This is a genomic window from Psychrobacter sp. (assembly GCF_036731945.1).
Classification (GTDB): domain Bacteria; phylum Pseudomonadota; class Gammaproteobacteria; order Pseudomonadales; family Moraxellaceae; genus Psychrobacter.
Window position 1 is genome coordinate 44834 of the sequence record NZ_DAINDI010000015.1, and the last position, 4510, is coordinate 49343.

Annotated in this window: 4 protein-coding genes and 1 pseudogene; 4 read left to right on the forward strand and 1 reads right to left on the reverse strand. The window is 43.4% G+C overall.

The genetic code is table 11. The annotated features are described in order from the left end of the window. A partial coding sequence (locus tag V7D75_RS04795) for a glutamine synthetase beta-grasp domain-containing protein (protein ID WP_333613628.1) occupies nt 1-768 on the reverse strand: 768 nt, incomplete at its 3' end. 667 nt (nt 769-1435) lie between these two features. Here V7D75_RS04795 and V7D75_RS04800 point away from each other — a divergent pair. The 4 genes and pseudogenes from V7D75_RS04800 to V7D75_RS04815 form a co-directional block, all read left to right on the forward strand. Further along, nucleotides 1436-2059, forward strand: a complete 624-nt coding sequence (locus V7D75_RS04800) for an anthranilate synthase component II (protein ID WP_333613629.1) — start codon at nt 1436-1438, stop codon at nt 2057-2059. Nucleotides 2060-2179: 120 nt separating this feature from the next. Continuing rightward, nucleotides 2180-3298, forward strand: a complete 1119-nt coding sequence (gene trpD, locus V7D75_RS04805; RefSeq protein WP_333613635.1) for an anthranilate phosphoribosyltransferase — start codon at nt 2180-2182, stop codon at nt 3296-3298. Nucleotides 3299-3427: 129 nt separating this feature from the next. Then, nucleotides 3428-4315 (forward strand): indole-3-glycerol phosphate synthase TrpC, encoded by an 888-nt coding sequence (gene trpC, locus V7D75_RS04810; protein ID WP_333613630.1) that lies wholly within the window; start codon nt 3428-3430, stop codon nt 4313-4315. 77 nt (nt 4316-4392) lie between these two features. After that, a pseudogene (locus tag V7D75_RS04815) lies at nt 4393-4510 on the forward strand (Smr/MutS family protein); the annotation flags it as partial.

Consider the following 4510-nt stretch of genomic DNA (forward strand, 5'->3'; position numbering starts at 1 on the left):
AAAGGTGGCGGTTTTACCAAACTGATGGGCAACGTTATGGACGGCATACTTTAGCTTTTGTACTTCATCCGCTTTACTTACTAAAGTATTAAATGCCACGCCAATCTCTAACTGGCAAGGAGTCACTTCATGATGATGGACTTCGATACAACCTTCGCCAATCATATCTTCGATACGCTCGCACATTACCGCACGCATGTCTTGTGAGCTGTCCACAGGCGGTACTGGTACATAGCCGCCTTTGACGCGCGGGCGATGGCCCATGTTGCCCCACTCATAGGCTTTATTGGTAGACCAAGCGGCTTCTTCAGCGACGATTTCATGGCTAACACCAGACATATTAACCGACCATTTTACTTCGTCGAAAACAAAGAACTCAGGCTCAGGACCAAAAAAAGCGGTATCACCAATACCCGTTGATTTTAAGTATTCTTCGGCACGGCGAGCAATAGAGCGTGGATCACGGTCGTAGCCTTGTAGCGTTGAGGGCTCTATGATGTCACAAGTCACCACCACAGTAACTGCATCAAAGAATGGGTCGATAAAGGCGGTTTCTGGATCAGGGCGCAAAATCATATCTGAGGCTTCGATACCCTTCCAGCCAGCAATCGATGAGCCGTCGAACATTTTGCCATCTTCCATCACTTCTTCGTCGACGCTGTGCGCTGGGAAAGTCATGTGATGCTCTTTGCCGCGGGTATCGGTGAAACGGAAATCGACCCATTTGGCATTGGATGATTCGATAAGATCAAGTAATTTGTTCGACATGGAAAGTTTCCCTTATGGTTATCGTGGTAATAAAATTGGAACGTAGAATAAAAATTTTAGACAGAAAGTTTTTTTAAAAGTTATTTTTTGCTCAAAGCGCAGCTGATTTTCTGGCGTTAAGCTTTAAGTATTTTTATGAGCCAAATAAATGCAGGTGCTATTTTAGCAACATCTGGCCGATAATGCTGAACTCTTCAAATGCATCTTGGTAAATAATATTACATCGCTTTAATAGCGAGCTATTCACACCTATAAGAATTGCAGCTACTATGCCAACTCATCTTCGGGCCATCAAGTTTTTAAAACATCCAAAGGTTGAAACTAATAATTATCTATAATAAATACAAACATTTACGTAATATAAATCTTTTATATTAAAGCGTTATTTGCATAGCAATTGTTATGTCTAGCTAGCAAACTCAAAGATGAATATATTAAATAACGTCCCACAACAGTGCAAACTTTAGAAAGTTTAACTTAGTAACGCACCTTTATAGAGCATTTATTGCTATCGGCGTGCAACGGCGCTACGTTTGATAGATAACGAAATAGTGTTAAGATAACAACTTTTAAAATCGCATCGCTGTTGAACCTATTGAATTAAAGACGCTACACTGAGAACACCAAGCTTAAGACACTAGGTTAAAGAGACTAAGTTGAACAAATAATGATTTTGATGATCGATAATTACGACAGCTTTACCTACAATATTGTACAGTACTTCGGTGAGTTGCAGCAGGACATCAGAGTTTGGCATAACGATAAAATCAGTATTGAAGAGATTAAAACACTCGCCCCAGATGCCATTGTTATTGGTCCTGGCCCATGTGACCCTAACAGTGCTGGTATCTCGCTAGAGGTGATTGCGACGTTTAAAGGCATTACCCCGATATTAGGTATTTGTTTGGGTCATCAGGCAATCGGCCAAGCCTTTGGCGGTAAAGTCGTCAAAGCAAGCGCAGTCATGCATGGGCGGTTATCGGCTATTTATCATAATGGTCAAGGCGCTTTTACCAACTTGCCAAATCCAGCCCAGTTTACCCGTTATCACTCATTGTTGATTGAGCAAGCAAGCTTACCCGACTGCTTTGAGGTTAGCGCTTGGACGCAAAATACTGATGGCAATATTGAAGAAATTATGGGCATTCGCCACCGCGAGTTTGCGATTGAGGGCGTACAGTTTCATCCTGAGTCGATTTTAAGCGAAGCGGGTTATCAGCTGCTGAATAACTTTTTACAAACACATCAATTAGCAGTTTTACCCTCAGATAATTTGCCAAAAGTAGGATAAGCGCTTTAAAAGACGAACCCACTTTTTAATTCAATGAATGTATTTATACGACAACTATAAAAGATAATAATAAGTGAGAATATTATGACCGCTGCCGCCACGCAGGACAAAAAATCAATCATGAATCAGGATAAGAAAAGCCTGAAAAATGCTGAGAGCATCAATCAGCTGCCAGATGAGAGTATTCATAAGCTTCTGACCACCGCGCTAGGCAGGATTTTTCAGCATATTGATTTGACCTTTGATGAGATGTATCAAGTCATGCTCATCATCATGCAAGGCAGATGCAGCGATGCCATGATGGGCGCAATTTTGACGGGCCTGCGGATGAAAGGCGAATCCATCGATGAGATTACCGCCTCAGCAAGTGCAATGCGTGACTTAGCTGCCAATATTAACCCAAGAGACTGTCGCTACATGGTCGATATCGTCGGTACTGGTGGCGATGGCGCTAACTTATTTAACGTATCCACAGCGGCAGCCTTGGTCGCAGCCGCAGCTGGGGCGCAAGTCGCTAAGCATGGTAACCGCGGCGTTTCGACCAAATCTGGTAGCTCAGACTTGCTTGAGCAAGCCGGTATTAGCCTAACCTTGACACCAGAGCAAGCGCAGCAGTGTATTGAAAACCAAGGGATCGGTTTCTTATTTGCGCCCAACCATCATAGTGCGATGCGTTACGCTAATCCGGTACGCCGTGAGCTAAAAGCGCGGACGATTTTTAATATCTTAGGTCCACTGACCAACCCTGCTGGCACGCCAAATCTGGTCATCGGCGTCTTTACTGCCCAGTTATGTGAGCCTTTGGCAAAAGTGATGAGAAATTTGGGCGCGCGTCATGTAATGGTGGTCGGTGCCAAAGATGGTTTGGATGAAATCAGTCTTGCGACCTCGACCACGGTAGCCGAGTTAAAAGACGGTGAAATCTCTGTTTATGAGATGATGCCAGAAGATGCTGGCGTCGAGTCACAAACCTTAATTGGGCTTGATGTCGATTCTCCAGCCCAAAGCCTTGAGCTGATTCGTGCCGCTTTATCAGGTGAAGATACTAATGACCGCGCTGTTCTAAAAGCCCGTGATATGATTGCCTTAAATGCCGGAGCTGCAATATATACCGCAGGACTTGCCAGCAACTATCCGAATGGCGTGAGCCGCGCCCAAAAAGTCATTCAAAATGGTGACGCTTTGATTAAGCTTGATGACCTAGCCAAATATACGCAGCAATTAGCTGGCCAAGCTTAATAAGCTAAATGCCTAAAATTAATAAAAAATACGTGGCTCATAACCCTGTTAATCGCAACTATGTATGCCGCCTTAATTTATTCGCTTAATTGTTACCCTAATTTTTTTACCAAATAATGGAATATAGCCATGACCGCCAAGCCAAAATCAGACACCGCGATTCCTTCAGTGTTGCAGCGTATCGTCGCCACCAAACATGATGAAGTCGCTGCTGCTCGGGCGACAGTATCGCTTGAAGCATTAAAGTCTCAAGTTGCTACTGATACCCAGCCACGTCGCGGTTTTGCCAATGCTTTACGCAGCGCCGATATTGGTATCATTGCGGAGATTAAAAAAGCCTCGCCGTCTAAAGGTATTATCAATCATAACTTTGCGCCTGCGCTATTTGCCAAGCAATATGAGCAAGCGGGAGCCAGTTGTTTATCAGTACTCACTGACCGTGTTTATTTTCAAGGTGATGACAGCTACTTAATCCAAGCCCGCGAATCTTGCAGCTTGCCGATATTGCGCAAAGATTTTATGGTAGATATTTATCAGATTTACCAATCTTACTTAATGGGCGCTGATTGTATTTTATTGATTATGGCTTGCCTTGATGACGCGCAAGTACAAGAGCTACATGCGCTAAGCATTGAGCTGGGTATGGATGTCTTGATTGAAGTTCATACAGCAGATGAGCTTGAACGAGCGCTACAGTTGCCACGTTCAGCGCATAATATTTACGGTATTAATAATCGCGATTTAAATACCTTTGATGTCGACTTACAAACGACGCTTGATTTAAAAAATACCCTGCTGCGCGAATTAGCTATTGATGATGCGCTCGCTGCCAATCCTAATGACCGTCTAGAACGGCCGCTTATTGTCACCGAAAGTGGCATTCATAGCAGCGACGATATTCGTTTGATGCTAGGTCATGATATTCAGCACTTCTTAATCGGTGAGCAATTTATGAAAACCGAGCATCCAGGGCAAGCGTTACAATCCTTACTTGCGAGCGTCGCAGCACAAGCGTAAAGTAAGCTCATTCGATTTTTATCTATGATATAAACCATTAAGACACTCATTCACTAACCAACGATACGTTAATTATTATGTCAAACTCTCTGTTTTCAAAAGAAATGCAAGACCAATTAAAAGAGCTTAAAGGGCAACTGAGTAAAGGTCGCGATACCAATTCACCAGAAGGTGAAAATGAAAAGCCAACCGAAC

Coding starts and splice junctions, on each gene's coding strand:
- V7D75_RS04800 (WP_333613629.1), top strand. CDS start 1,436: ATGATTTTGATGATCGATAATTACGACAGCTTTACCTACAATATTGTA.
- trpD (WP_333613635.1), top strand. CDS start 2,180: ATGAATCAGGATAAGAAAAGCCTGAAAAATGCTGAGAGCATCAATCAG.
- trpC (WP_333613630.1), top strand. CDS start 3,428: ATGACCGCCAAGCCAAAATCAGACACCGCGATTCCTTCAGTGTTGCAG.